The sequence below is a fragment of the Cryobacterium sp. SO1 genome (assembly GCF_004210215.2).
GTDB lineage: Bacteria > Actinomycetota > Actinomycetes > Actinomycetales > Microbacteriaceae > Cryobacterium.
Genome location: NZ_CP067394.1, coordinates 3,854,653 through 3,877,477, shown reverse-complemented (window position 1 = coordinate 3,877,477; position 22,825 = coordinate 3,854,653). Strand labels below are relative to the sequence as shown.

Genomic DNA, 22,825 nt, shown 5'->3' with positions numbered 1-22,825 from the left:
GATCCCCGCCGCGCTCAGCCGCTCAGCGGGCGACCAGCACTACCCACAGCACTACCCTTCAGCACCACCCTTCAGCACCACTCACAGCACCACATACAGAAAAGAAAGAGATCCCAATGAAGAAGATCCTTTTCGCCACGACAGCCATCATGGCAGTCGCGGCGCTCGGCCTCACCGGCTGTTCCTCCGACACCGGTCGCGGTGCCGAGACCGGGACCGAGGAAACCACCAGCGGCTTCGACGCCGGTTCGCTCATCGGTGTCGCCCTCCCGGACAAGACCAGTGAGAACTGGGTTCTGGCCGGCAGCCTGTTCGAGGAAGGGCTCGCCGACGCCGGATTCGAAGGCGACGTGCAGTACGCCGGTGCCAGCAACGCTGTCGCCGACCAGCAGCAGCAGATCTCGACCATGGTCACCAACGGTGCCAAGGTCATCATCGTCGGCGCCAAGGACGGCGCGCAGCTCGGCACCCAGGTGGCAGAGGCCAAGGCAGCCGGCGCGATCGTCATCGCGTACGACCGTCTCATCCTGAACACCGACGACGTGGACTATTACGTCGCGTTCGACAACTTCAAGGTCGGCCAGCTCCAGGGTCAGGCCCTCCTCGACGGCATGGCGGCGAAGTTCCCGGACAAGACCGCCTACAACGTGGAGCTCTTCTCCGGCTCCGCCGACGACTCGAACTCCGCGGTCTTCTTCGACGGCGCCATGGACGTGCTGCAGCCGAAGATCGACGATGGCACCCTGAAGGTCGTCTCCGGCCAGACCGACATCGCCCAGACGGCAACCGATGGCTGGAAGCCGGAGAACGCCCAGCGCCGCATGGACACCCTCATGCAGGGTACCTATCAGGCCGAGGCCGTCGACGGCGTCCTGTCGCCGAACGACACCCTCGCCCGCGCCATCATCACCTCGGTGAAGGATGCCGGTCAGGCCGTCCTGCCCGTCGTGACCGGTCAGGACTCCGAAGCGGCGTCCATCCCGCTGATCATGTCCGGCGAGCAGTACTCGACCATCTACAAGGACACCCGCGCGCTGGTCAAGGAAGCCATCGCCATGGCCACCGCACTGCAGGCCGGTGACGAGCCCACAGTCAACGACACCGAGTCGTACGACAACGGCAACAAGGTCGTCCCGGCCGACCTGCTCACGCCGGTCATCGTGACCGCGGACAACGCCGCCGAGGCGTACGCCGAGAACCCCGACCTGGTAGCACTCACCAAGTAGCGGACCCTTCTCACAACGAAACCGGCCGGCCCCGTGGGGCCGGCCGGTTTTGCGTGTGCACCCACGGTGGGCATCCCCGCGGTCCGTCGGTGATGATCCTCGTCCCAATTCGGTGTGACGCCGTTACTCGCTGAAGCCCTCGAGGTGGGCCTGCATCTCCCAGTAGGACGTCGCGGGCGGCGTCCGCTTGTTGTCGCGGAGCAGGGTGGCGACGTTCACCGCCGCATCGACGGCTGCACGGTACGGCAGCGACCCCGAACTCACGCGGCGGATGCCCAGGGCGCCCAGCTCCGCCACCGTCAAAGTGGGGTGCGCCAGCACGTTGACCGGCAGGCCGATGCCGGCGGTGATGCTCCGGATGTCCACCGGGTCCGTCACTCCGGGGACGAAGACCCCGTCGGTCCCGGCGTCGGCGTAGGCGAGGGCGCGGAGCAAAACGGCCTGCACCGTGGCCTCCTCGTCGAACCAGAAGTTGTCCACCCGGGCGTTCACGAAGACATCCGGGCTGTGTCGCTTGATCGCGGCGACCTTGGCGGCAAGCACCGTCGGATCCACCAGGTGCCCGTCCCTGCTGTCCTCCAAATTGACCCCGACCACACCGAGGGCGGCCAGCTCGGCCACGACGTCCGCGACCTCGGCCGGGTCGTCGGAGTAACCGTCCTCGATGTCGGCGGTGATGTGCACGGGAAGGCGACACAGGAGCGCCGCGAGGGCCGCGGTTGCCGCCCGGGTGGAGCCACCGCCGTCGGGCAGGCCGGCGGCGGCGGCCAGACCGAAGCTGGTGGTGCCGATCGCGGGAAAACCTGCCGCCACGTAGGCCAGGGCGGAGCCGACATCCCAGGCATTGGGCAGCAGCAAGGGCGCATCGGCGTGGTGGAGTTCCCGGAAAGTGTCCATTCTCGTTCCCGTCCCGTGGCGGCTATACCTGCTGCCACGCTACTAGCGTGCAGCCCGCGCGCAAGAGGGGCCGCAGCGCGGGCTCAGGCCGGAAGCTGCCGGGCGTAGGCGGCCACGATCGTGCGCTCGGAGAGCAGCAGGTAATCCTCCAGAACGGCTGCGGCCTGCGCCGCCTCGCCCGCCAGGTAGAGCTTGAGCACGGCCGTGTTGCGGTCCACATACGGCCGGTGCAGGTAGTCCGGGTCGTCGAGCAGCCCGAAGGCCAGGCGCAGCTCGGCGGAGATGTTGGCGTACAGCCGGTCGAGGTGGTCGCTGTCGGCCAGGGCCACGATCGCGGAATGGAACTCCATGTTCGCCGTGCCCACGGCGAGCCAGTCGTCGGCCTCGCGGCTGGCCTGGGCTGACTCCACGGCGGCGCGCATCCGGCGACTCGCGGGGTGCCGGGCGGGGGAGGAGCGCAGCGCCTGGCACTCGATCATTCGGCGCACCCGGTAGATGTCGATGATCGACGCGAGCGACGGCACCGCCACGAACACACCGGCGTGCGGCTTGTGTACGAGGAGGCGCTCGTGGGTGAGCATGCGAAAAGCTTCGCGCAGGGTATTGCGGGAGACGCCGAGCCGCTCGCTGACGGCGGTTTCGGACAGGCGTTGGCCGGGCACCAGGTCCCCGGCGATGAGCAGGCGGCGCAGCCTCTCGGCGGCCTGGTCGGCGCGCGAGTTGCTGTCTTCCGCATCATCGAGTTGAGCCACGACGACACTCTACCCAAACCGGCCCAGGCCCCGGCAGCGATGCTCTGGCCTCCGTTCACCGAAACATGACTGAAACACACTATTTACTCGATTGATTGTTCAACAATCGCTAACCTGTCGTTCACGCGCTTAGGCTCGTTGCGTGGGGTTCCGATCCCCGCGAGTAGCAATACACCCGCAGGATCCTTCCCCCCGACGAAACGGATGTGCCCGTGACCGACCCCACCCAGACCACCGCATCCGCGGAACCCACCGAAAAGGCCGGCATCCGCAGCGTCGCCAAGAGCCGCCGCACCGCCCTGATCGGGGCCCTGTTCCTGATGGCCACCTCGGCCATCGGCCCCGGCTTCATCACCCAGACCGCCACCTTCACCGCGCAGATGGGCGCCGCGTTCGCGTTCGGCATCCTGGCCTCGATCCTGATCGACTTCGCCGTGCAGCTGAACGTCTGGCGCATGATCACGGTCAGCGGCAAGCGCGCCCCCGAGCTGGCCAACCTCGCGATCCCGGGCAGCGGCTTCGTGCTCGCGTTCCTCGTGATCCTCGGCGGACTGGTCTTCAACATCGGCAACATCGCCGGTGCGGGTCTGGGCCTGAACGTGCTCACCGGACTCGACGCGAAGATCGGCGGGCTGCTCAGCGCCCTGTTCGCCATCGCGATCTTCCTGGCCAAGCGGGCCGGCGCTGTCGTCGACCGGGTCGTGGTCATCGCCGGGCTCGTCATGATCCTGCTCACCGTGATCGTGGCGTTCATCTCCCAGCCGCCCATCGGGGATGCGCTGCGCCAGACCGTGCTGCCCGACGAGATCAACTTCGCCACCATCACCACCATCGTGGGCGGCACCGTCGGCGGCTACATCACCTACGCCGGCGCCCACCGTCTGCTCGCCAGCGGCACCGCCGGGGTGGAGCACGTCAAGGAGGTCTCCCGCGCGGCCTTCAACGGCATCCTGGTCACCGGCATCATGCGCTACGTGCTGTTCCTGGCGATCCTCGGCGTGGTCGCCGGCGGCGTGGTCATCGACACCTCCGGTGCCGCGGCCAACCCGGCAGCCCAGGCGTTCCAGGCCGCAGCCGGCGAAGCGGGCCTGCGGATCTTCGGCGCGATCTTCTGGATCGCCGCGATCACCAGCATCATCGGCGCCGCGTACACCTCGGTGTCGTTCCTGCCGGTGTTCTCCCAGAAGATCGTCGGCCGGGCCGCCGACTTCGCCACGATCGTCTTCATCGTCGTCTCCCTCGCGGTCTACCTGCTGATCGGCACCGCCCCGGCCACCCTGATGGTGTTCGTCGGCGGGTTCAACGGCCTGATCCTGCCGATCGGCCTCACCATCTTCATGTACATCGGCTGGTTCCGCGGCGACCTGATGAACGGTTACCGCTACCCGAAGTGGCTGCTGATCATCGGCACCCTGGCCACGCTGGTCACCTGGTACATGGCCGTGATGGCGGTCGGCCCGATCTTCTCGCTGCTGGCCGTCTAACCGAAAAGGGCACCTCATGAGCATCATCGACCTCAACAGCGACCTCGGCGAAGGCTTCGGCCGCTGGAGCCTCGGCGACGACCTGGAGATGCTCGGCATCGTCACCAGCGCCAACATCGCCTGCGGCTTCCACGCCGGCGACCCGCAGGGGATCCGCAAGACCGTCCTCGGCGCCCGGGACGCCGGGGTGTCGATCGGCGCGCACGTGGGCTACCGCGACCTGGCCGGCTTCGGCCGGCGCAACATGGACGTCTCCAGCGCCGAGCTGATCTCCGACGTGATCTACCAGATCGGCGCGCTGCAGGGCATCGCCCGGGCGGCCGGCACCACGGTCACCTACGTGAAGCCCCACGGCGCCCTCTACAACACGATCGTGCACGACGCGCGTCAGGCCCAGGATGTGGTGACGGCGATCCGTGAGATCGACCCGGCCCTGGCCATCCTGGGGCTGCCCGGCTCTGAGGTGCTGCGGGCGGCGGAGAAGGCGGGCCTCCGCAGCGTGACCGAGGCCTTCGCCGACCGGGCCTACACCCCGGCCGGCACCCTGGTGTCGCGGAAGGAGCCCGGCTCGGTGCTGCACGACGCCGAGCTGGTGGCCGCGCGCATGGTGCAGCTGGCCACCGAGGGCACCCTCACCGCCATCGACGGCAGCACCATCACCGTGGCGGCGGACTCGATCTGCGTGCACGGCGACAGCCCGGGCGCCACCGAGCTGGCCCGGCAGGTGCGTGCCGCCCTCACCGCGGCAGCCATCAACATCACCGCGTTCGCCCCACGGTCGGGCGCCGGGCGAGCCTCCTAGGGTGAGCGGCACCATGCGGTTCCTCCCCGTGCGCGACGACGCGCTGCTGATCGAGCTGGACGACCTGCCCACGACCCTGGCGCTGTTCGACTCGCTCAGCAGCGATCCGGTGCTCGGCACCGGCGAGCTCATCCCGGGCGCCCGCACCCTGCTGGTGTTCTACCGGCCGAGCGCCGTGAGCCCGGCGCAGATCGTGCGGGCCGTGCGCTCCCGCGACCTGGGCGGCCGGGTCGCGGGCGAGGGCTCGCTCATCGGGCTCCCGGTGACCTACGACGGAGAAGACCTCGACGAGGTCGCCGGGCTGCTCGGAATCGGCGCCGCCGAGGTGGTGCGGCTACACACGGCGGCGGACTACGCCGTGGGGTTCACCGGGTTCGCCCCAGGCTTCGCCTACCTCTCCGGCGGCCACCCGGCCCTGGACGTGCCGCGCCGCGGCTCACCCCGCACCCGCATCCCCGCCGGATCGGTGGCCCTCGCCGGCACCTTCAGCGGCGTCTACCCGCGCGAAAGCCCGGGCGGCTGGCAGCTCATCGGCACCACCGAGGCCCGGATGTGGGACCTGTCGCGCGAGCGCCCCGCCCTGCTGTTGCCCGGCGACCGGGTGCGCTTCGTGGACGTGGCCGGTGGCGGGCGGGCCCGCGTGACGGTCTCCGGCGAGACCGCCGTTGGTGACTTGGCTTCGGCCGCGCCAACCCACACCTCCCCGGCTGCGGCCGAGGCCGGGCACGCTCTCGAGATCCTCGACCCCGGTATGCTCACCCTGCTGCAGGACCTCGGCCGGCCCGGCTACGCGAGCATGGGCGTCTCCAGCTCCGGCGCCCTCGACCCGGTGTCGCTGCGCACGGCCAACCGGCTGGTCGGCAACGACAGCGGGGCGGCCACCCTCGAGACGACCTTCGGCGGGCTCCGGCTCCGGGCGCGCGGTGAACAGGTACTCGCCGTCACCGGGGCGCCCGTGCCGCTGAGCATCCGCACTGTTCTGCCCGCCGGCGCCGGGAGCGACGCTGCCGACGAGCGCGCTGCCGCCACGGATTCCGGCGCCGAGACCCGCACCCGCACCGCCCCGTTCGGCGCCCCGTTCGCCCTCGGTGCGGGCGAGGAACTCGTCGTGGGCCGCCCGGCCGCCGGGCTGCGCAGCTACCTCGCCGTGCGCGGCGGCTTCGCCCTCGAGCCCGTGCTCGGCAGTCTCTCCACCGACGTCCTGGCCGGGCTCGGCCCGGCGCCGGTCACGGCCGGAACGGTCCTCCCCGTCGGCACTGCCGCGCGCGGCCTCGCCGCGGTCGCCCTGCCCGAAGGCGGCACGGCCGACCCGGTCGGCAGCGCGCTCGGCACCGTGCCCGGCAACGCACCTGCCGAGGTGGTGCTCGACGTCGTGCTGGGCCCCCGCACCGACTGGTTCTCCGGCGACGCCATCGGCGCTCTCACCGGGCAGAGCTGGCTGGTCAGCTCCCGCTCCAACCGGGTGGGCCTCCGCCTGGACGGCGAGTCGCTCACCCGCGTCGTCGACGCCGAGCTGCCCAGCGAGGGCACCGTGTCCGGCGCCATCCAGATCCCGCCGAACGGGCAGCCCGTGCTGTTCCTCGCCGACCATCCGCTCACCGGCGGGTACCCCGTGATCGGGTCGGTCGCCACCCACCACCTGCCGCTCGCCGGGCAGCTTCCGCCGGGCGCGCGCATCCGGTTCACCCCCATCGGTCCATTCGACGAGTACTCCGCAGACACCCCCGAGGTCACACCATGAAGAAAGTCCTGATCGCCAACCGCGGCGAAATCGCCGTGCGCATCATCCGCGCCTGCGCCGACCGGGGCCTGGCCACCGTGGCCGTCTACGCCGACAGCGACGCGGACGCGCTGCACGTGCGCCTCGCCGACGAGGCCTGGGGCCTGAACGGCGACAGCCCGGCGGCGACCTACCTCGACGCCGAGAAGCTCATCGCCCGTGCTGCCAGGAGCGGCGCCGACGCCGTGCACCCCGGTTACGGATTCCTCTCCGAGAGCGCGGTCTTCGCCCGTCGGGTGATCGAGGCCGATCTCACCTGGATCGGCCCGAGCCCCGAGGCCATCGACCTGCTCGGCGACAAGATCGCCGCCCGCCGGCTGGCCGCCAGCGTGGGCGCACCCCTCGTGGCCGGCACCCCCGACCCGGTGGCCACCGCGGCCGAGGCCGTGGCGTTCGCCGAGGAGCACGGTCTGCCCATCGTGATCAAGGCGGCATTCGGCGGCGGCGGCCGCGGCATGCGCGTGGCCCGCAGCCTCGACGAGGTGGCCGAGCAGTTCGACGCCGCCGTGCGTGAGGCCGTCACCGCGTTCGGCCGCGGCGAATGCTTCGTCGAACAGTTCCTCGACGCGCCCCGGCACGTGGAGGTGCAGGTGCTCAGCGACAGCCACGGCAACGTGGTGGTGCTGGGCACCCGGGACTGCTCGCTGCAGCGCCGCAACCAGAAGCTCGTCGAGGAGGCCCCCGCGCCCTTCCTCACCGACGAGCAGCGGGACCGCCTGCACGGCTCGGCCGCCGCCATCTGCGCCGCCGCGCACTACCGGGGCGTCGCCACCGTGGAGTACTTGCTCAGCGTCGACGGCACCATCTCGTTCCTCGAGGTGAACACCCGCTTGCAGGTGGAACACCCGGTCACCGAGGAGACCACCGGTGTCGACATCGTCGCCGAACAGTTGCGTATCGCCGAGGGCCTGCCGCTGTCGGTGCAGGCCACTCCGGCGCCCACCGGGCACTCGATCGAGTTCCGCATCAACGCCGAGGATGCCGCGCGCGGCTTCCTGCCCACCCCTGGCCTGCTCACCCGGTTCGAACCTCCCACCGGGCCCGGCATCCGCGTCGACTCCGGGGTGGAAACCGGCACGCTGGTCTCCGGCCGCTTCGACTCCATGATGGCCAAGCTCATCGTCACCGGGCCCACCCGCGAGATCGCCATCCGCCGCGCCCGCCGCGCCCTGGACGAGTTCGTGCTCGAGGGCGTCGCCTCGGTGCTCCCGTTCCACCGGGCGGTGCTCCGCGACGACGACTTCACCGGGGAGGCCCTCAAGGTGCACACCCAGTGGATCGAGACGGTCTTCGCCGAGCGGATCCCGGCCGACACACTCCGGCCCGAACCGGTCGAGCCCGGCGTCACCAGCAGCTGGATCGAGATCGACGGCCGCCGGCACACCCTGCGGATGCCCGCCGGCTCGACCCCGGCCGCCCTCCCGGTCGCCGCGCTCGCGAGCGCCAGAACCCCCGCGGCCCCCGCGGCATCCGTTGCCGGGCTGGTGGCCCCGATGGCCGGCACGCTGATCACCTGGCTGATCGGCGACGGCTCCGAGGTCGCCGAGGGAGACCCTGTGGTGGTGATGGAGGCCATGAAGATGGAGACCACCATCGTGGCCACCGGTCCGGGCACTTTGCGCCACCTCTGTGTGCCCGGGGACTTCCTCGCCGCGGGGCAGCAGCTGGCCACGCTCGACTGACCCGGGCTCGCACGCGAAAGAGGAGAAAGTGAGATTGCAAGGATGCTTTCGGCAATTGCGTCCTAGAAAACTCACTTTCTCCCAATAAGCGGGCGCCGTGCGCAGCTAGCCGGCGAACGCGCCGAGGATCACTCCCACGAGAGTGCAGCCGACGAGGTGATAGCCCGCCGTGATCGCGGCGAAGAGGTAGGGCCTGGGGGTGTGCGGCGTCAGCGCGTTCGTGAGGGTGGCGCCGGCTATCGCCACGCCGATCCCCAGCCCGACCGCGGCTGAACCCACCACGGCGTCCGGTTCGATCAGTGCCGTGAAGACGGCGACGACGAGGGTGCCGATCGCCGCGCCGATCAGGGGAACCACGTAATAGGCGGGTGGGAACCGGCCGGTGTCGGCCGATCTGTCGTAGCCGATGGAACGGTCCCAGACGCGGCCGAAGAGCGGGGTGAACCACAGTGCCCCGAGTAGGTAGTATCCGAACGCGGCGAGCAGCACGGCCCACCAATTGATGTCGATGAGAGTGATCATGCTCGTTCCAATCTGCAGTCGGGAGTGACACTTCTACCTGCTCAACGTTTCTCTCCCGAGCCCGCCCGGTATTGCAGAATCGCGCCACGATGAACGACATGACCCGCAGGATCGATGCAGCCGAGCGCTCAGGCGTGCTCTTCCCGTCGAACCCGTCCAGGTTTTCGGCCGAATGGGTTGCGCCGGCTGGCGCGGTGAGCGACGTCGTCGAGACCTTTTGGTCGGTGAATTGGTCACTGCCCCATCGGGCCCAGATGTCGAACACCGCGAGGATACGGTCGACGCTGCCGGCACGCGGCTGTTCGTCGACCCGTTCACGCCCGCCACCCTCGCGGGGCTCCTGCTCGGAGCCGGCGCGATCGGACTGGTCATCGCGCCCGGCCGCGGCGCTCGAGCGCCGGAGCGTAAAAGCGGAGTTTTTCGGGAAACACCGCCTGCGCGGCCCGAAAACACGGCGAGTCGTGAAAAACTCCGCCGAAACTGACCGGCCGCTGGCAAGCACCGCCGGTGCCGGTCAGCCGGTGTGCCACGCTGGAGAGAACCGCGCCGCCGAGTATCTGGAGTCCCATGCCCTTCGCCGACGAACTCATCGGAGTAGCCACCGCCCGCGCGCTCGCCGCGGCGATCCAGGCCGCCGCGCCGGAGGCCCCGCTCGCTGCCCTGCCCGGCGCCGCCGATGCGCTCGGCCCGCTGTCGCTGCGGGAGCGGAGCGACCTGCTGCGGGACGCCCTGCTGGCCGACCTGCCCGGCGACTACGACTCGTTCGCGGCCACCATCCGCACCGCCGCGGCGGGCGCCCTGCCGTTTGGCGGCTGGCTGATCTGGCCGGTCACCGGCGCGATAGCGGTCAAGGCCATCGACGCCGGCACCGACGCCGCGTTCGATGACGGTCTGCGGATGCTCGCCGAACTCACGCCGCGGCTCACCTCGGAGTTCGCCATCCGGCTGCTGCTTGCCCACAACCTCGCCCGGGCCCTGCCGATCGTGCTCGGATGGACCGGTTCGCCCGACCCTGATGTGCGCCGACTTGCCTCAGAGGGCACCCGGCCGTTCCTGCCCTGGGCGATCCGGGTGCCCGCGATCCTGGCCGAGCCCAGCCTGACCCTGCCCGTGCTGCACGCGCTCTACCGCGACGAGAACGAGGTGGTGCGCCGCTCGGTGGCCAACCACCTCAACGACCTCAGCCGTCACCAGCCCGAGCTGGTCACCGCCACCACCGCCGCCTGGCTGGAAGCGCCCGACGAGAACACCGCCCGGCTGGTGCGGCATGCCCTCCGCACCCTGGTCAAGAAGGGCAACCCGCAGGCGCTGGCGCAGCTGGGCTTCCACCCGGCCGAGGTGCACGTGGCGGGCCCGGTGCTCGACGCCGACACGCTCGTCTTCGGCGGCACGATCGGCTTCACCGTGGACATTCACAACACCGGCGCCGAGCCGGCCCGGCTGGCCGTGGACTACGTGATGCACCACCAGAAGGCCAACGGCAGCCTCACCGGCAAGACCTTCAAGCTCACCACGGTGACCCTGGCACCCGGCGAGGCCGTGCAGCTCACCCGGTCACACTCGTTCCGCACGATCACCACCCGGCGCTACCACCCGGGCGTGCACGCCCTCGTGGTGCAGGTGAACGGGGTGGCGTCCGGCCGGGCGGAATTCGTCCTGCTGCCGGATCCAGACGCGCCGGCCTGACGTTTTTCCTATAGTGTGTAGTTTATTGACTACAAACCATAGGAGTGTTCGTGAAGCGCCCAGGAGTGACCGAGGCCAAGCTGGTGCAGGCCGCGGCCGACCTCGCCGACGAGGCCGGCCTGCCGGCCGTGACGGTGTCGGCCCTAGCCCGCCGATTCGACGTGCGCCCGGCCAGTATCTACTCACACATCACCGGGCTCGACGGCCTGCTCGACCTCACCGCCGCCCTCGCGCTACAGGAACTGGCCGATGACCTGGCCGAGGCGCTGCCCGGCAAAGCCGGTCGAGAGGCGCTGTTCGCCTTCGCCGACACCCACCGCGACTTCGCCACCGCCCACCCCGGCCGGTGGCAGGCGGCGCAGCGGCGTGTTTCGGCGGCGGCCGCCGACGGCGGCGCGGGCCGGGTCATCGCCCGGGCAGCCCGGGCGATCGTGAGCGGCTACGGCCTCTGCCCGAACGACGAGGTCCACGCGGTGCGGCTGCTCGGCAGCGCCATCAACGGCTTCGTCGCGCTCGAGTCCGGCGGCGGCTTCGACCACTCCGAACCCTCCGCGGCCGCCAGCTGGAGCAGAGTGCTCGACGCCATCGACACGTCGCTGCGGAACTGGCCCAGGGCCCACCCGCAGCATCCAGACCCCACCACCGATTGAGACCCCACATGCTTCCCCTCAACACCTCCATCATCAAGACCACCTTCGTGAACGCCTCCCGCAAGGTCGTGTCCGACATCACCCTGCCGGCCGGCCTCGACACGACCGACTGGGCCCAGCTGGACTACCTCGGCTGGGTGGACCCCAAGATGAAGCGCCGCTCCTACGTGGTTGTGCCCGTCGACGGCGAGCCGGTTGGCCTGGTTCTTCGCCAGGCGGATGCGTCTCCGCCGCGCCGCGCCCAGTGCTCGTGGTGCCGCGATGTGAAGCTGCCCAACGACGTGGTGCTCTTCAGCGCGCAGCGGGCCGGTGCGGCCGGTCGCAACGGCGACACCGTCGCCATCTGGATCTGCGCTGAGTTCCAATGCTCGGTCAACGTGCGGAAGCTGCCGTCCATGGCCTACATCGGCTTCGATGTCGACGCCGCGCGCGAGGAGCGGATGACCATGCTGCGGGAGCGTTCCGCGGGGTTCGCCAAGGAGATCCTCGCCCCGAGTTAAGCAGCCGCTGCGGCCGCGGGGTAGAAGCCGGCCAGGGCCGCCGTGAACGCGGCGGGCTGCTCCACCCACGGGTAGTGCCCGGCGTCGGCGATGCTCACGGCCCGGCCGTCGGCGAACAGCCCGGCCAGCGCCAGCACCGGGGCGTGCCCGGTGAGCCCGTCCGCGGCGCCCGCGATGATCAGCACCGGGCAGTGCACCTGCGCCAGGCCGTCGACGATGCCGGTGGTGTCGGCATCCGCGAAGAAGCGGTCTTGCGCGGCGGGATGCCAGGCGCCCGTCGCCTCGTGCTGCCGGGCGGCCGGCGTCCACCGTGCCCAGGCGATCGGGGCCAGATAGGGGAAGAGGTGGTTGAGGGCTGAGGCGCTCTTCGCGGCCGTCGCCGCCAGTCGGTGCGCCACGTAGTCGGCGTACCAGGGCTCGTCCCGGTGGGCGGCGATGATGCCTGGACTGTCGTCGGGGCTGGAACGGATCCACTGCACCGGCGGGGTGATGAGGCACAGACTGGTCAGGTGCTGCGGGTACCGAGCGGCGTAGGAGAGCGCCACCCGGGTGCCGGCCGAGTGGCCGAGCAGCTCGATCGCCGGCAGAGCCAGGTGGCGGCGGAGGGCCTCCACGTCGTCGGCGAGTTCGGGCCAGGTCGCGGCGGCCGCGGTCGGCGACGGCGGCGAGTCGCCCACGCCCCGCTGGTGCAGCACCACCAGGGTGCGCGCGTTGCTGAGCCCGGCCAGATCGCCCAGGTAGACCGGATGCCGCGCCGGCCCGCCGGCCAGCACGATCACCGGCGGGCGGTCAGCCGCGCCCGGCGCCGTTTGGCCGAGCAGGTCGTAGTGCAGGGCGGTGCCGTCGTGGCTGGCGAAGGTGGGCATGCCTCACCCTAGCCACCCGAGATTGCCGATGGGCGTCCTGTCACTTCCGCCCGTTGGGCGGAACGGGCGGCGGCGGAACGGGTCTAGAGCTCGAACGGGAAGCCGAGGTCCTCCGGGTAGTCGCCCAGGCCGGTGAGGGTGGTCGCCGCACGCTGCAGGGCGGCCAGCGCGAGGCCGAGGGTGCCGGGGCCGAAGCTCACCCTGGAGACGCCGAGTTCGGCCAGTCGGCTCAGCGGCACGGCGCCGGGGTGCCCGATCACGGAGATGCGACCGTTCACCTCGTCGAGGGCGCGCTTGACTTTGTCTTCGTCGGAAAGGCCGAGGAAGAAGATCACGTCGGCACCGGCGTCGAGATAGGTGTTTGCGCGCTCGACGGCCTCGGCCCAGTCGCCGCCACCGGCGAGGGTGTCGACGCGGGCGTTGATCACCAGAGGCACCCCCGCCGCCTGAGCGCCCTCACGCGCCGCGGCAACCCGGGCGGCCGCGGTCGGGATGTCGAACTGCGGGGCCTTCGCGGCGCCCACCGAGTCTTCAAGGTTGATGCCGGCTGCCCCGGCCTCCTCGATCAGGCGGCGGACGTTCCGGGCCACCCCCGCGGCATCCGCGGCGTAGCCCTTTTCGTAGTCGATCGAGACAGGCAGGTCGGTGGCGCCGGTGATGATCCGGGCGGCGATGATGGCCTCGTCGACGCTGAGTCCTTCGCCGTCCTGCAGGCCGCGCACGTTGGAGACCGAGTGCGACGCGCTGGCCAGCGCCTTCACGCCGGGCGCTTCTGCGACGATCTTCGCGGTGATCGCGTCCCACACATTGGTGACGATGAGCGGTGTGCCTGGCACGTGCAGGGCGTTGAGGAATTCGGCTTTCTGGAGCAGTGTGGTTGTCATCGGTCCAGTGTGCCCGCTGCGGCGGGGTGAAAGCTGGAGGTTTTCAGACAATGACGGTGTCCCGTCAACGTGTATACACGTACGGACTCTAACCCTCGCCCGAGGGGCGACCGAGGGAGGCTTCATGCAGGCGCATACCCTCACACTCGGCGAGCGCCTGTTTCGTCTGCGTTCCTCGTGCGATATCGCAGAGCTCGCGGCCACTCTCACGGCCGCCGTGCGTCAGGGCGGCGGCATGGTCGACCTGCCCGTCGTCGGCGAGGTGAGCGTTCAGGTGCTCGTGTCGCCGGGCCTCAGTCTGGTGTTGGAGACCCACGTGGTGGACCCGAGCGCGATCATCGACCCGTCGGTGCCGGTGCCGGTGCCGTGGCTCGCCGCTGACGATCTCGACCTCTAGCCGGGCCGGTCGTCGTCGCCGGTGTATGCAATTTGTGCCGTGTCCACCGTGTTCGTTTGGGGACCGGCGGCCGGAACGCATCCGCCGCCCACTTGACCGAGCCCGGCTCAGCCCATCTGGTTCTGCCTGGCCTTCACCGGTAGCAGCAGGAGCAGGCCGATGACAAGTACCAGCACGATGCCCAGGATGCCCCAGTAGGTTGCGCCGAAGAACGTCACCATCAGCGCGAACGCCGTGGGCGCCAGGAAGCTCGCGGCGCGACCGGTGGTGGCGTACAGGCCGAAGACCTCGCCCTCACGGCCGGCCGGGATGATCCGGGCCAGGAAGGTGCGGCTGGCCGATTGCGCCGGGCCGACGAACAGGCACAGCGCCAGGCCGGCGGTCCAGAACACGATCTGGCCGCCGTCGTGCAGCAGGAACACCAGGCTGCCGCTGATGATGAGGCCCACCAGGGCGGTGACGATGACGGGTTTGGCACCCAGCCTGTCGTCGAGCACGCCCACGCTGATGGTGGCGATGCCGGCGACCACGTTCGCGGCGATGGCGAAGATGATCACCTCGCCGGGAGAGAAGCCGAAGACCGAGGCCGCGAGCACGCCGCCGAAGGTGAACACGCCGGCCAGGCCGTCGCGGAAGATGGCGCTGGCGACGAGGAAGTAGACCACCTGGCGGTTCGTCTTCCAGAGCCTGGCCACGTCGCGGCCGAGCTCGACGTAGGACTGGAAGAAGCCCACCTTGGCGCGCGCCGCGGCATCCGGCGCCCGGTACTCGGGCACCCGCAGCAGCAGCGGCAGTGCGAACAGGCCGAACCAGGCGGCGGCGATGAGCATGGTCACCCGCACCGCCAGGCCGTTCTCGCTGGTGACGCCGAACAGGCCCACCTCGGGGCTGATGAAGCCGAAGTACACGATCAGCAACAGCACGATGCCGCCGATGTAGCCCATCCCCCAGCCGAAGCCACTGACTTTGCCGATGGTGCGCGGCGTGGACACCTGGGCGAGCATGGCGTTGTAGCTCACCCCGGCGAGTTCGAAGAACACGTTGCCGGCGGCCAGCAGCACCAGGCCGAGCAGCAGGTATTCGGGGCTCGGCAGCACGAAGAACATGCCGGCGGTGAGCGCCACGACGATGCAGGTATTCACTCCCAGCCAGAATTTGCGCCGGCCGGAGGAGTCGGAACGGGCGCCGGTGACCGGTGCGAGCACGGCGATGATCAACCCGGCGATCGCGAGCGCCCAGCCCAGTTGGGCGGCCACGGCGTCCTCGTCACCGAACGACGACCCGGTGAGGTACACCGCGAAGACGAAGGTGGTGACCACGGCGTTGAACGCGGCCGAGCCCCAGTCCCACAGGCTCCAGGCCAGCACGGCGCCGCGGGTGGGAGTCGGCGCTGAGCCGGTGTGGGTGGCTCCCTTGCCGTCGAGTGTCTCGGTCATGCGTTCACCCTACGGCCGGGCGGTGAACAATGGGCGTCGGATGTTAGGCGCCGTGCGTCTCCGCCTTGAGGGACCGGTGCATGACGTGCAGCCCCACGAAGCCATGCACCGGGTGCCGGAAGGCGCCGGGAACCGTGGTGAGGACGCTGAAGCCCAGCGACTGCCAGAGGCTCACGGCGTTGTGGTTGGTCTCGACGACGGCGTTGAACTGCATGGCGCGGAAGCCGGCGTTCCGGGCCTCCTGGAGAACATGGTCGGCCAGGGCCCAGCCGATGCCGCGGCCGGCGGCCTGCTGGGCCACCATGAATCCGGCGTTGCACACGTGGCCGCCGGCCGCCGGCTGGTTGGGGTGTAGCTCGGCGGTGCCGAGCACCCGTCCGGCGTCGTCGGCCACGAAGACCCGGCCGCCAGGCTTGGCCATCCACCAGGCCTTCGCGGCCTCCTCGGAGGTGTCGCGTGGCCAGCAGTAGGTCTCGCCCGCCGCCACGACGTCCCGCAAGAACGGCCAGATCTGGGACCAGTCGCCCTCGCGGGCCTCCCGTATTTCCATTCCCCCAAATTACCGTTCCGCGAACCGTGACTTAAGCACCGAAAACCCGGGTTTTTCGGGGCTTAGCTCACAGTTCGCGGGGCGGAGAAGGCGTGGGTGGCGAGGACCGTGCGGCCGGAGGTGTGCGCCCGGGGGAGCATGTCCACGAGGGCGAGCTGGGTGAGGGTGACGTGGGCGCCGGGGTGGAGGCGGGCCGGCGGTTTGTGGGTGACGTGGGCGCGGAAGCCGCTGCCGGTGCACGCGCGCTCGTCGGGCTCGGCGGCGAACGGGCGGAGGGCCGCGACGAGGGTGCGGTGCAGCCCGGTGAGACCGTCGTGCGGCAGCATCAGCGTGACGGGGATGTTGTGCCGCCGGCCGAACAGCGCGTCTTCGCCGGCGACGACGGTGAGGGATTCCCGGCCGAGAACGGCGGCGCGGATGGCGTGGATGATGTCGCCGGGGGCGGCATCCGTGAGAAACGGGGGCAGCACCGTCACGTGCAGGGGCCACTCGGCCACAGTGAAGCGCTCACCCACCCGCAACGGCTCGACCGGGAGCACTACAACCAGGCGGGGCATGCCCCAAACGCTACGCGAACTGTGACTTAAGCCCCAGAATCCCGCGCTTTTCGGGGCTTACCTCACAGTTCGCGGGAGGGGGAGGGAGGGGATGAGGGATGAGGGGCGGGGGTGGGCAGGGTGACCGTGAAGGTGGTGCCGGCGGGGGTTGTGCCGACGGGGGCGGTGCCGGCGGGGGCGGTGCCGGTGGGGGCGGAGTAGGCCCGGATGGTGCCGCCGTGCGCCTCGGCGATCGACAGGGCGATGGCCAGGCCGAGGCCGGTGCTGCGGGTGCCGCCTGAGCCCTGGGCCCTGGAGGCGTCGCCGCGGGCGAATCGCTCGAAGACCACCGCTAGCAGGGCGTCGGTGATGCCCGGCCCGTCATCCTGCACGCTCAGCTGCAGGGGCATGCCCGGTGCGCCCACCCGGAGCCGGGTGGACACGGTACTGGCGGGCGGGGTGTGCACCCGGGCGTTGGAGAGCAGGTTCGCCACCAGCTGGTGCAGCCGCTCCCGGTCGCCGCGCACGACCACAGCGCTGTCCGGTACGTCCGCGAGCCAGGTGTGCAGCGGCGCCGAGACCCTGGCGTCGTTCACCGCGGTCAGCAGCAGGTCGGCGAGGTCCACGTCTTCAACGTGCAGGTCCTGGCCCTCGTCGAGGCGGGCGAGCAGCAGCAGGTCGCTCACCAACGAGCTCATCCTCCTGGCCTCGGATTCGATGCGGGCCAGCGAGTACTCGGTGATCTCGGGCAGCTCGGCACTGTCCTGGCGGGTCAGTTCGGCGTACCCCTGGATGGCCGCCAGCGGCGTGCGCAACTCGTGGGAGGCATCCGTCACGAACCGGCGCATACGCCGGTCGGTCGCGGCCCGCACGCTGAGCGCCGTGTCGACGTGGTCGAGCAGCTGGTTGAGGGCTTCGCCCACCATGCCCGCTTCGGTGCGCGGGTCGGTGTCGGCGGCCGCGACGCGGGTGGAGATGCCGTGGTCGCCCACGTCCAGCGGCAGCGCGGTCACCTCCACGGCCGTGTCGACCACGCGGGCCAGCGGGCGAAGTGCCAGGCGCACCACCAGGATCGTGCCCACCACGGTGCCGGCCAGCGCCAGCACTGCGAAGATCGCAATGCCCAGGCCCTGGCGCAGCAGCGCCATTTCGGCGGCCTCAAGCGGCACACCGGCCACCAGCAGCTCGCCGTCGTTGACGACCGTGGCGACCCGGTAGGTCCCGAGCTCGCCCAGGTCCAGGCTGTGATTGGCCTCGGTGACGTCGGGGTCGGCGGCCACCAGCTCGATCGCCCGGGTCACCTCGGTGGTCAGCGCGACGGCACCGGTATCCGAGAACAGGGCGGAGTCGGCGACCGTGCCATCGGACACGACCGCAATCACGGTGCCGCGGCCGTGCCCGACGAAGTCGACGAAGCTCTTGACCGAGCCGTCGACGCTGTGGTCGTGCACGTGCTCGCGACCGCCGGCGGTGGAGGGTCCGCGGTACTTGTCGACCGACCGGCTCAACGCCGACAACGAGGCGGTGAGCTGGGTGTCGGCCACGGTGTTCGTTGAAGTGCTCAGCACGACGATGCTCAAGAGGCCCGTGCCGAGAAGCACGGCGGCCACGACGCCGGCGATTCCCACCACCAGGCGGCGGCGGAGCGTCCAGGGCGCCGGGCCGCGCTCGGGCGCCGCCGACCCGACCGTGCTCACTCCGCGGGCCGCAGCATGTAGCCGACGCCGCGCACGGTGTGCAGCATCGGCGTGCGCTCGGCGTCGATCTTCTTGCGCAGGTACGACACATAGAGGTCCACGATGCTGGCCCGGCCGGCACAGTCGTAATTCCAGACCTCGTCGAGGATCTGGGCCCGGCTGAGCACCCGCATGGGGTTGCGCATGAAGAAGCGCAACAGGTCGAACTCGGTGGTGGTGAGCATGATGTCGGTCTCGCCGCGACGCACCTGGTAGCTGGTTTCATCCAGGGTCAGGTTGCCCACCATCAGCGCGACCTGCTCGTCGGGCACGGCCCGCACGGCGCGGCGGAGCAGCCCGCGCAGCCTGGCCACCAGTTCCTCCAGGCTGAACGGCTTGGTCATGTAGTCGTCACCGCCTACGGTCAGTCCGATGATGCGGTCGTCCACGGAGTCCCTGGCGGTGAGGAACAGGGTCGGCGTGGTGGAGCCTGCCGAACGCAGGTGCCGCAGCACGCTCAGGCCGTCGGTGTCCGGCAGCATGATGTCGAGGATCACCACGTCCGGCCGGTTGTCCCGGTAAGACTGCAGGGCCGCCTGCCCGGTGTGAGCCACGTCGACCATCCAGCCCTCGTAACTCAGCGCCAGGCTGACCAGGTTGGTGAGGGTGTCTTCGTCGTCGACGAGCAGCACCCGGATGGCCGAGCCGTCCAGCCTGGAGATCCGGGGCAGCTTCGCCAGCACCGCCCGCCGGCGCACGGAGTCCGCGGAGGGATCGGAGGAGGGGGACGGAGAGGGCGGCACACGTTATTGTCCCACCATCTTGTCCTCCCCCTTACTTGGGAGAATGCTGAGAGTTGAGCCTCCGCGGCTCAACTTTGCCGGCCTCAGCTTGACTCGGTTTTCGGGCGGTGCCACACTTGAGCCAGCAACACTCAAGTCTTAGAAATAGGTCTTGAACCCACACTTTGAAGGAGATACTCTCACATGGCTCGTGCAGTCGGCATTGACCTCGGAACCACCAACTCGGTGGTGGCCGTTCTCGAGGGTGGAGAACCCACCGTTATCGCAAACGCTGAAGGCTTCCGCACCACGCCTTCCGTCGTGGCATTCACCAAGGACGGCGAAGTACTCGTCGGCGAGACCGCCAAGCGTCAGGCCGTCACCAACGTGGACCGCACCATCTCGTCGGTCAAGCGCCACGTCGGCACGAACTGGACCGTCGGCATCGACGACAAGAAGTACACCCCGCAGGAGATCTCCGCTCGTATCCTCGCCAAGCTCAAGCGCGACGCCGAGCAGTACCTGGGCGACAAGGTGACGGATGCCGTCATCACCGTTCCCGCGTACTTCAACGACGCCGAGCGCCAGGCCACGAAGGAAGCCGGTGAGATCGCCGGCCTCAACGTGCTGCGCATCATCAACGAGCCCACCGCGGCAGCCCTGGCCTATGGCCTGGACCGTGGCAAGGAGGACGAGCTCATCCTGGTCTTCGACCTCGGTGGCGGAACCTTCGACGTCTCCCTCCTCGAGGTGGGCAAGGACGACGACTTCAGCACCATCCAGGTGCGTTCGACCGCCGGCGACAACCGCCTCGGCGGCGACGACTGGGATCAGCGCATCGTCGATCACCTGATCAAGCGCTTCAAGGACTCCACCGGCGTCGACGTCTCCAAGGACAAGATCGCCAAGCAGCGCCTCAAGGAAGCCGCGGAGCAGGCCAAGAAGGAACTCTCCTCGAGCATGTCCACCAGCATCCAGCTGCCCTACCTCTCCCTCACGGAGAACGGCCCGGCCAACCTCGACGAAACGCTCACCCGCGCCCAGTTCGAGAAGATGACCGAAGACCTGCTCGACCGCACCAAGAAGCCCTTCCAGGACGTCATCCGTGAAGCCGGCGTCAAGGTCGAGGACATCGCGCACGTCGTTCTCGTCGGTGGCTCCACCCGCATGCCCGCCGTCTACGAGCTCGTCAAGGCCGAGACCGGTGGCAAGGACCCGAACAAGGGCGTCAACCCGGACGAGGTCGTCGCCGTCGGCGCCGCACTCCAGGCCGGCGTGCTGAAGGGCGAGCGCAAGGACGTTCTGCTCATCGACGTCACCCCGCTGAGCCTCGGCATCGAGACCAAGGGCGGCATCATGACGCGCCTCATCGAGCGCAACACGGCCATCCCCACCAAGCGCAGCGAGACGTTCACTACCGCCGACGACAACCAGCCGTCCGTGGCCATCCAGGTCTTTCAGGGCGAGCGCGAGTTCACCCGCGACAACAAGAACCTGGGCACCTTCGAGCTCACCGGCATCGCACCGGCGCCGCGCGGCATCCCGCAGGTGGAGGTCACCTTCGACCTCGACGCCAACGGCATCGTGCACGTGTCCGCCAAGGACAAGGGCACCGGTAAGGAGCAGTCGATGACCATCACCGGCGGCACCGCGCTGGGCAAGGAAGACATCGAGCGCATGGTGCGCGAGGGTGAAGAGCACGCCGCAGAGGACAAGCGCCGCCGCGAGGCCGCAGAGACCCGCAACGGTGCAGAGCAGCTCGCCTACTCGATCGAGAAACTGATCAAGGAGAATGACGAGAAGCTCCCCGAGGAGGTCAAGTCCGAGGTTCAGGGTGACGTCGACGCCCTCAAGTCCGCCCTCGCCGGCGACGACGACGACGCGGTCAAGACCGCATTCGACAAGCTCACCGAAAGCCAGGGCAAGCTCGGCGAGGCCATCTACGCCTCCAGCCAGGCGGATGCCGCGGCCGGCGCGTCCGAGCCCACCGAGCCCACCGCCGAGTCGGCCAACTCCGACGAAGACGTTGTCGACGCCGAGGTTGTCGACGACGAGGACGAAGCGAAGAAGTAATGACAGACGCCAACCGTCCGGACAAAAACCGTCCTGAAGACGCCGCTGCTGCTGCGGGAGCACCCGAATCGGGTGCCCCCGCGGCGGCCGGGGCGGACCCGGCCGCCCCGGCCGAGTTCGTTGACGCGGAGGCCACCGACGCCGCCTCTGCCGAGGGCATCGAGGAAGACGAGTTGACCGTGCAGGACATCCTGGACGCGGCCGACCTCGAGGCCTCAGACCCCTCCAGCGAGCATTTGGCAGACCTCAAGCGGGTCACCGCCGAGTACGCCAACTACCGTAAGCGCACCGAGGCCAACCGGGAGATCGAGCGCGAGCGCGTGACCGGCGAGGTCGTCAAGGTGCTGCTTCCGGTGCTCGACGACCTCTACCGGGCCGAGAAGCACGGCGACCTCGAGGGCGACACCGCCTTCGCGACCATCGCCGCGAAGCTGCGCGCCAGCACCGAGCGCATCGGCCTCAAGCCGTACGGCTCGGTCGGCGACGTGTTCGACCCCACCGTGCACGAGGCCATCTTCCAGATGCCCACTCCTGACATCGACGTGGAAACCGTCGGCGACGTCGTCGAGACCGGCTACTACCTCGGATCCTCGCTGTTGCGGGTAGCCAAGGTCGTCGTGCAGGTACCGAGCGATGGCTAGCCAGGACTGGTTCGACAAGGACTTCTACAAGGTTCTCGGGGTGTCAAAAGACGTCTCGGCGGCCGAACTGAAGAAGGCGTATCGCAAGCTCGCCCGCAAGTACCACCCGGATTCCAATCCGGGTAACCCTGCGGCGGAGGCGAAGTTCAAGGAGATCAGCGAGGCCCACTCGGTCATCGGTGACCCCGAACAGCGCAAGGAGTACGACGCCGTGCGCGCCATGGGCGGTGGAGCTCGCTTCACCGCCCCCGGCCAGGGCGGCCAGCAGGGCGGCTTCGACGACGTCTTCGGCGGCATGTTCGGCGGGGGAGCCCGGCAACAGGGCTACTCCTACGAGCAGGCCGGCTTCGACGACATCCTCGGCGGCATGTTCGGCCGCGGGGCTCAAGGCGGCGGTGGCCGGTTCGGCACCTCCACCGGCGGCTTCCGGGGCGCCGGCGGGCCGACCAGGGGGCGCGACGTGATCGCGTCGACCACGGTCGACTTCATCACCGCCACCCACGGCGATCAGATCACCCTGCAGACGCAGGAGGGTCGGCCGATCAAGGTCAAGATTCCCGCGGGCGTCGCCGACGGTCAGAAGATCAAGCTGCGCGGGCAGGGGCAACCCAGCCCGGATGGCGGCGAGCATGGCGACATCGTGCTCACCGTGACCGTGCGCAAGCATCCGGTCTTCGAACGTGATGGTCTCAACCTGCGCGTGAACGTGCCGGTGACCTTCGCCGAGGCCGCGCTCGGCGCGACCATCGAGGTGCCCACCCTGGGTGGGCCCCCGGTGAAGCTGCGGGTTGCCCCCGGTACCCCCAGCGGGCGGGTGCTGCGGGTCAAGGGCCGCGGCGTGGTCACCCCGAAGGGCACCGGCGACCTGCTCGCCGAGGTTCAGGTGGCCGTGCCGTCACACCTGTCGAAAGACGCCGAGGAGAAGTTGCTCGCGTTCAACGAGGCGCTGCCCAAGGAGAACCCGCGCGACGAACTCCTCGCCAGGGCCAAGGGCTGAGCTCAA

22 protein-coding genes are annotated in these 22,825 nt (G+C 69.7%); 12 read left to right on the top strand and 10 right to left on the bottom strand.

Translation table 11 applies throughout. From position 1 onward, the window contains the following. Positions 1–116 precede the first annotated feature (116 nt). Entirely contained in the window at positions 117–1,226 is a 1,110-nt protein-coding gene (locus BJQ95_RS18430) for a sugar-binding protein (protein ID WP_130176738.1), read from the top strand. A gap of 123 nt (positions 1,227–1,349) precedes the next feature. On the opposite strand, the gene BJQ95_RS18425 is transcribed toward BJQ95_RS18430, so the two are convergent. Then, the gene (locus tag BJQ95_RS18425; protein ID WP_130176739.1) at positions 1,350–2,123 is read right to left on the bottom strand and encodes an isocitrate lyase/phosphoenolpyruvate mutase family protein; all 774 of its coding nucleotides are present in this window, start codon (positions 2,121–2,123) and stop codon (positions 1,350–1,352) included. A gap of 83 nt (positions 2,124–2,206) precedes the next feature. After that, the gene (locus tag BJQ95_RS18420) at positions 2,207–2,875 is read right to left on the bottom strand and encodes a GntR family transcriptional regulator (RefSeq protein ID WP_130176740.1); all 669 of its coding nucleotides are present in this window, start codon (positions 2,873–2,875) and stop codon (positions 2,207–2,209) included. A gap of 212 nt (positions 2,876–3,087) precedes the next feature. On the opposite strand from BJQ95_RS18420, the gene BJQ95_RS18415 reads away from it, so the two are divergent. Genes BJQ95_RS18415 through BJQ95_RS18400 form a run of 4 tightly spaced genes read left to right on the top strand, consistent with a single transcriptional unit; the run spans position 3,088 to position 8,623 of the window. Continuing rightward, a complete protein-coding gene (locus BJQ95_RS18415; protein WP_130176741.1) occupies positions 3,088–4,359 on the top strand; it encodes an NRAMP family divalent metal transporter in 1,272 nt (423 codons plus the stop codon). Positions 4,360–4,375: 16 nt separating this feature from the next. After that, positions 4,376–5,161, top strand: a complete 786-nt coding sequence (locus BJQ95_RS18410) for a LamB/YcsF family protein (protein ID WP_130176742.1) — start codon at positions 4,376–4,378, stop codon at positions 5,159–5,161. Position 5,162: 1 nt separating this feature from the next. Further along, positions 5,163–6,902, top strand: coding sequence for an urea amidolyase family protein (locus BJQ95_RS18405; protein WP_240694639.1), 1,740 nt, complete (start codon positions 5,163–5,165; stop codon positions 6,900–6,902). Continuing rightward, positions 6,899–8,623 (top strand): biotin carboxylase N-terminal domain-containing protein, encoded by a 1,725-nt coding sequence (locus BJQ95_RS18400; protein WP_130176743.1) that lies wholly within the window; start codon positions 6,899–6,901, stop codon positions 8,621–8,623. The genes BJQ95_RS18405 and BJQ95_RS18400 overlap by 4 nt, the downstream gene beginning before the upstream one ends. 105 nt (positions 8,624–8,728) lie before the next feature. On the opposite strand, the gene BJQ95_RS18395 is transcribed toward BJQ95_RS18400, so the two are convergent. Next, positions 8,729–9,145 carry a DUF1761 domain-containing protein gene (locus BJQ95_RS18395; protein ID WP_130176744.1) on the bottom strand — a complete coding sequence of 139 codons (417 nt, stop codon included), beginning with the start codon at positions 9,143–9,145 and terminating at the stop codon, positions 8,729–8,731. A gap of 567 nt (positions 9,146–9,712) precedes the next feature. Here BJQ95_RS18395 and BJQ95_RS18390 point away from each other — a divergent pair. Genes BJQ95_RS18390 through BJQ95_RS18380 form a run of 3 tightly spaced genes read left to right on the top strand, consistent with a single transcriptional unit; the run spans position 9,713 to position 11,981 of the window. Beyond that, positions 9,713–10,831, top strand: a complete 1,119-nt coding sequence (locus BJQ95_RS18390; protein ID WP_130176745.1) for a DNA alkylation repair protein — start codon at positions 9,713–9,715, stop codon at positions 10,829–10,831. A 50-nt stretch (positions 10,832–10,881) separates the two neighbouring features. Beyond that, a complete protein-coding gene (locus BJQ95_RS18385) occupies positions 10,882–11,481 on the top strand; it encodes a TetR/AcrR family transcriptional regulator (protein WP_130176746.1) in 600 nt (199 codons plus the stop codon). An 8-nt stretch (positions 11,482–11,489) separates the two neighbouring features. Beyond that, positions 11,490–11,981: an FBP domain-containing protein gene (locus BJQ95_RS18380; RefSeq protein WP_130176747.1), complete on the top strand. Its 492-nt coding sequence runs from the start codon at positions 11,490–11,492 to the stop codon at positions 11,979–11,981. Here BJQ95_RS18380 and BJQ95_RS18375 read toward each other — a convergent pair. Together BJQ95_RS18375 and BJQ95_RS18370 are read right to left on the bottom strand one after the other, a co-directional pair. Further along, positions 11,978–12,847, bottom strand: a complete 870-nt coding sequence (locus tag BJQ95_RS18375) for an alpha/beta fold hydrolase (RefSeq protein WP_130176748.1) — start codon at positions 12,845–12,847, stop codon at positions 11,978–11,980. The genes BJQ95_RS18380 and BJQ95_RS18375 overlap by 4 nt on opposite strands. A gap of 83 nt (positions 12,848–12,930) precedes the next feature. Further along, the gene (locus tag BJQ95_RS18370) at positions 12,931–13,731 is read right to left on the bottom strand and encodes an isocitrate lyase/phosphoenolpyruvate mutase family protein (RefSeq protein ID WP_130176749.1); all 801 of its coding nucleotides are present in this window, start codon (positions 13,729–13,731) and stop codon (positions 12,931–12,933) included. Positions 13,732–13,855: 124 nt separating this feature from the next. On the opposite strand from BJQ95_RS18370, the gene BJQ95_RS18365 reads away from it, so the two are divergent. Beyond that, positions 13,856–14,128 carry a hypothetical protein gene (locus BJQ95_RS18365; RefSeq protein ID WP_130176750.1) on the top strand — a complete coding sequence of 91 codons (273 nt, stop codon included), beginning with the start codon at positions 13,856–13,858 and terminating at the stop codon, positions 14,126–14,128. 107 nt (positions 14,129–14,235) lie between these two features. Here BJQ95_RS18365 and BJQ95_RS18360 read toward each other — a convergent pair whose 3' ends face one another. The 5 genes from BJQ95_RS18360 to BJQ95_RS18340 all read right to left on the bottom strand — a co-directional run bounded on the left by BJQ95_RS18360 (position 14,236) and on the right by BJQ95_RS18340 (position 19,084). Continuing rightward, entirely contained in the window at positions 14,236–15,564 is a 1,329-nt protein-coding gene (locus BJQ95_RS18360) for an MFS transporter (RefSeq protein ID WP_130176751.1), read from the bottom strand. Positions 15,565–15,607: 43 nt separating this feature from the next. Continuing rightward, complete coding sequence (locus BJQ95_RS18355; protein WP_130176752.1) at positions 15,608–16,114, bottom strand: GNAT family N-acetyltransferase; 507 nt, start codon at positions 16,112–16,114, stop codon at positions 15,608–15,610. 62 nt (positions 16,115–16,176) lie between these two features. Further along, positions 16,177–16,671: a 2'-5' RNA ligase family protein gene (locus tag BJQ95_RS18350; RefSeq protein WP_130176753.1), complete on the bottom strand. Its 495-nt coding sequence runs from the start codon at positions 16,669–16,671 to the stop codon at positions 16,177–16,179. Positions 16,672–16,733: 62 nt separating this feature from the next. Then, positions 16,734–18,347 carry a cell wall metabolism sensor histidine kinase WalK gene (locus BJQ95_RS18345; protein WP_256041461.1) on the bottom strand — a complete coding sequence of 538 codons (1,614 nt, stop codon included), beginning with the start codon at positions 18,345–18,347 and terminating at the stop codon, positions 16,734–16,736. Beyond that, positions 18,344–19,084 carry a response regulator transcription factor gene (locus BJQ95_RS18340; protein ID WP_165384876.1) on the bottom strand — a complete coding sequence of 247 codons (741 nt, stop codon included), beginning with the start codon at positions 19,082–19,084 and terminating at the stop codon, positions 18,344–18,346. The genes BJQ95_RS18345 and BJQ95_RS18340 overlap by 4 nt, the downstream gene beginning before the upstream one ends. A 228-nt stretch (positions 19,085–19,312) precedes the next feature. On the opposite strand from BJQ95_RS18340, the gene dnaK reads away from it, so the two are divergent. From dnaK to BJQ95_RS18325, 3 genes are read left to right on the top strand one after another with little or no spacing between them, the layout of a single operon-like run. Continuing rightward, on the top strand, positions 19,313–21,181 hold the full coding sequence (gene dnaK, locus BJQ95_RS18335; RefSeq protein WP_130176897.1) for a molecular chaperone DnaK: 1,869 nt from the start codon (positions 19,313–19,315) through the stop codon (positions 21,179–21,181). After that, positions 21,181–21,822 carry a nucleotide exchange factor GrpE gene (locus BJQ95_RS18330; protein ID WP_130176896.1) on the top strand — a complete coding sequence of 214 codons (642 nt, stop codon included), beginning with the start codon at positions 21,181–21,183 and terminating at the stop codon, positions 21,820–21,822. The genes dnaK and BJQ95_RS18330 overlap by 1 nt, the downstream gene beginning before the upstream one ends. Beyond that, positions 21,815–22,819 (top strand): DnaJ C-terminal domain-containing protein, encoded by a 1,005-nt coding sequence (locus BJQ95_RS18325; RefSeq protein ID WP_130176895.1) that lies wholly within the window; start codon positions 21,815–21,817, stop codon positions 22,817–22,819. The genes BJQ95_RS18330 and BJQ95_RS18325 overlap by 8 nt, the downstream gene beginning before the upstream one ends. The last annotated feature ends 6 nt before the right edge of the window (positions 22,820–22,825 follow it).

Bases quoted from the DNA above. Each gene is read 5' to 3' on its own strand.
- BJQ95_RS18430 (WP_130176738.1), top strand. From the start codon at position 117: ATGAAGAAGATCCTTTTCGCCACGACAGCCATCATGGCAGTCGCGGCG.
- BJQ95_RS18425 (WP_130176739.1), bottom strand. From the start codon at position 2,123: ATGGACACTTTCCGGGAACTCCACCACGCCGATGCGCCCTTGCTGCTG.
- BJQ95_RS18410 (WP_130176742.1), top strand. From the start codon at position 4,376: ATGAGCATCATCGACCTCAACAGCGACCTCGGCGAAGGCTTCGGCCGC.
- BJQ95_RS18400 (WP_130176743.1), top strand. From the start codon at position 6,899: ATGAAGAAAGTCCTGATCGCCAACCGCGGCGAAATCGCCGTGCGCATC.
- BJQ95_RS18395 (WP_130176744.1), bottom strand. From the start codon at position 9,145: ATGATCACTCTCATCGACATCAATTGGTGGGCCGTGCTGCTCGCCGCG.
- BJQ95_RS18390 (WP_130176745.1), top strand. From the start codon at position 9,713: ATGCCCTTCGCCGACGAACTCATCGGAGTAGCCACCGCCCGCGCGCTC.
- BJQ95_RS18380 (WP_130176747.1), top strand. From the start codon at position 11,490: ATGCTTCCCCTCAACACCTCCATCATCAAGACCACCTTCGTGAACGCC.
- BJQ95_RS18375 (WP_130176748.1), bottom strand. From the start codon at position 12,847: ATGCCCACCTTCGCCAGCCACGACGGCACCGCCCTGCACTACGACCTG.
- BJQ95_RS18370 (WP_130176749.1), bottom strand. From the start codon at position 13,731: ATGACAACCACACTGCTCCAGAAAGCCGAATTCCTCAACGCCCTGCAC.
- BJQ95_RS18365 (WP_130176750.1), top strand. From the start codon at position 13,856: ATGCAGGCGCATACCCTCACACTCGGCGAGCGCCTGTTTCGTCTGCGT.
- BJQ95_RS18360 (WP_130176751.1), bottom strand. From the start codon at position 15,564: ATGACCGAGACACTCGACGGCAAGGGAGCCACCCACACCGGCTCAGCG.
- BJQ95_RS18355 (WP_130176752.1), bottom strand. From the start codon at position 16,114: ATGGAAATACGGGAGGCCCGCGAGGGCGACTGGTCCCAGATCTGGCCG.
- BJQ95_RS18350 (WP_130176753.1), bottom strand. From the start codon at position 16,671: ATGCCCCGCCTGGTTGTAGTGCTCCCGGTCGAGCCGTTGCGGGTGGGT.
- dnaK (WP_130176897.1), top strand. From the start codon at position 19,313: ATGGCTCGTGCAGTCGGCATTGACCTCGGAACCACCAACTCGGTGGTG.
- BJQ95_RS18330 (WP_130176896.1), top strand. From the start codon at position 21,181: ATGACAGACGCCAACCGTCCGGACAAAAACCGTCCTGAAGACGCCGCT.
- BJQ95_RS18325 (WP_130176895.1), top strand. From the start codon at position 21,815: ATGGCTAGCCAGGACTGGTTCGACAAGGACTTCTACAAGGTTCTCGGG.